The following is a 2,643-nucleotide window of genomic DNA, read 5'->3' on the forward strand; positions in this document are numbered from 1 at the left end:
GGAGGGTCAGGTGGTGGAGACCTTTGACTTTTCTTACGGGGACGCCCTGACCCAGCTGCCGGAGATCCCGGCCAAGGAGGGCTGCTCCGCCAGTTGGCCGGATCTGGACTACAGCTGTCTCACCTTTTCCCGGACCCTGGAGGCGGAGTACACTTCCTACACCACCGCCCTCACCGCCCTGGGAGATCCTCCTCAGATTGTGGTGCAGGGGACGTTTGGCGCCGGGAGTTCCATTTCCGCCTCTTACGCGGACGGAACCTGGACGGATGGATTGGGTAAGACCCACACCGGACAGATTTACACCGTCGCGGTCACCGACCCCGTCCTGCCCGCCACCTCCTTTGATGTTCAGTACAAGCTGCCGGATCACAGCAGCAGCTACTCGGTGTGGGTCCAGACCGCCGCCGGCTGGCAGCAGCAGCAGGCGGAGAGAGACGGCACCTACCTGGTCTTCCGGGCGGAGGGGGATTCCGTCACCTTTACCGTACAGGAAACAGGCGGGAACCGGACGGCCGGGATTCTTGCGCTTTGCGTGGGGGGCGCCGCGGCCGGCCTTCTCATCGTCCTCGGCATCAAAAAAATACGCCGCGCCAAAGGCAGGAAATAAGGACACCTTTACCAGAACCGGATACGCCGGCCGCAAAGCCTGCGGCAGGCGCCGCAAAAACTTCCCCGGCAAGACAGAAACGGCCGATGCTCCCTCAAGCAAAGGGGCATCGGCCGTTCATCCTGTGCGAAAAGTCTTGCAGCGTTCCCATCCGCAGGCGGGTAAGACGCACCAGGCCTTCCCCCTCCGCATCCGGCGGCGGTTCGCTCAAACCAGAATATTCCGCTGTCTGGCCGCATACCGCAGCTCATCCCGGAACCTGGGATGGGCAATGGCAATCAGATTCTCCGTTCGCTCCCGCAGCGTACGGCCCCGCAGCCGGGCAATCCCATACTCTGTCACAATGTTATCCACATCATTTTTGCTGGTCGTCACTATGGCGCCCGGTGTCAGGGTGGGTACAATCCGGCTTACCGTCCCCCCCTTGGCGGTGGAGGGGAAGGCAATAAAGCTCTGCCCACCGGGGGAGAGCACCGCCCCACGCACATAGTCCGCCTGCCCGCCGGTACCGGAAATCTGATAAGTCCCAATGGACTCAGCGCATACCTGGCCAAAAAAATCCACCTCCAGCGCCGCGTTTACCGAAACAAAATGCGGATGCCTGGCGATGACCGCAGGATCATTCACGTAGTTTACCGGCAGCAGCTGAAAAGCACGGTTGTGATCCACATAGTCATAGATCCGCTGGGACCCGAACACAAAGGTAGCCACCGAACACCCCCGATGTATCGGCTTCCGGCTATTGTCCGCCGCCCCGCACTCCAGCAGCTCCACCATACTGGCCGTAAACATCTCGGTATGAATCCCCAGGTTCCGTTTGTCCCGCAACGCCAGTCCCACCGCGTCCGGAATTGCGCCGATTCCCAGCTGGAGGGTGGCTCCGTCACACACCTCTTGGGCAATCAGGCCGCCAATGGTGCGGCTGATCTCATCCGGCTCTTCCGCCGGCAGACAGAGCAGAGGCATGTTATTCTCACACAGCGCAGTAACCTGGGAAATATGGACGGAGGGGACCCCATAGGTGTACGGAACCCGCTCATTTACCTCCAGCAGGACCACGTCCGCCTTTTCAAGCAGTGCCTCAGAGACAGAGGATACCGTTCCCAGGCTGAAAAAACCCTTTTCATCCATTGGCGACACCGCAGCACAGAATACATGCGCTTCCCGGTGCCGGCGGATGATGTCGGGAAAATCCCGGTAGTAACCGGGCAGGATGTCCCCATGGCCCGCATTGACACCCTGCCGCGCCCCCGCGCCGCAAAACAGGGAAATACCCTCCAGACCTGGAGGGGCATCCTGCTGATAGCACGCCATGGGATAGAGGTCCATCAGGGTGCTCAGGCACACATCGGATATTGCCCCGCTCCGGACCCGCTCATCCAGGGCGCTTATGATCGCCCTGGGCTGAGCCAGGGCAATGTCCGCAAATACCCGCTGTCCCGACCGCACATGGGCGGCCACCGCTTCCGGCGTGGTCCGTTTTTTCTGATACAGTGCTTTGTAATCTCTCATATGCTCCACCATAATTCCGCCTTTGGATACCGGGACCATCTCCCGGCGTCTTGCTCTGGGCTATAGACTTTTTTACTATAGCACACCCGCCCCAGGATTTCCAGGCGCGGAAACGCAAAATAATTTCTTACTTTTCATTGACAAGCCACCAATTGTATTGTATAATTTCTTTTGCATTTGGCCGGAGCCCGGACGTGGAGAGATGTCCGAGTGGTTGAAGGAACCGGTCTTGAAAACCGGCGATGTGCAAGCATCCGTGGGTTCGAATCCCACTCTCTCCGCCATTTTTATACTGCTTTGATTCGGCGGCGTATTCTGTATGCAGAAGTACCCAAGTGGCCGAAGGGGCTCCCCTGCTAAGGGAGTAGGCGGGTTAAACCGTGCGAGGGTTCAAATCCCTCCTTCTGCGCCAACCAGGAGCAAGCGCTTTTTGCGCTTGCTCCTGGTTTTTTTGCCCTTATAGATTGCCTTCCATAGCCATTTCCAGCTTTTTTAACGCCTTTTTCTCAATGCGGGATACATAG

At 58.7% G+C, this 2,643-nt stretch carries 2 protein-coding genes and 2 tRNA genes; 3 read left to right on the plus strand and 1 reads right to left on the minus strand.

The genetic code is table 11. The features are described from left to right. Nucleotides 1-607, plus strand: a 607-nt coding sequence (locus Q0J74_RS11015) for a hypothetical protein (RefSeq protein WP_297214565.1), incomplete at its 5' end; no start/stop codon positions are given. Between the two features lie 207 nt (nucleotides 608-814). Here Q0J74_RS11015 and Q0J74_RS11020 read toward each other — a convergent pair. Next, nucleotides 815-2,119 (minus strand): acetyl-CoA hydrolase/transferase family protein, encoded by a 1,305-nt coding sequence (locus Q0J74_RS11020; RefSeq protein WP_297214567.1) that lies wholly within the window; start codon nucleotides 2,117-2,119, stop codon nucleotides 815-817. 196 nt (nucleotides 2,120-2,315) lie between these two features. Here Q0J74_RS11020 and Q0J74_RS11025 point away from each other — a divergent pair. Together Q0J74_RS11025 and Q0J74_RS11030 are read left to right on the plus strand one after the other, a co-directional pair. Continuing rightward, nucleotides 2,316-2,403, plus strand: a tRNA-Ser gene (locus Q0J74_RS11025). Between the two features lie 37 nt (nucleotides 2,404-2,440). Next, a tRNA-Ser gene (locus Q0J74_RS11030) sits at nucleotides 2,441-2,531 on the plus strand. Nucleotides 2,532-2,643: the final 112 nt, after the last annotated feature.

Source organism: uncultured Flavonifractor sp., assembly GCF_944387675.1.
Taxonomy (GTDB): domain Bacteria; phylum Bacillota; class Clostridia; order Oscillospirales; family Oscillospiraceae; genus Flavonifractor.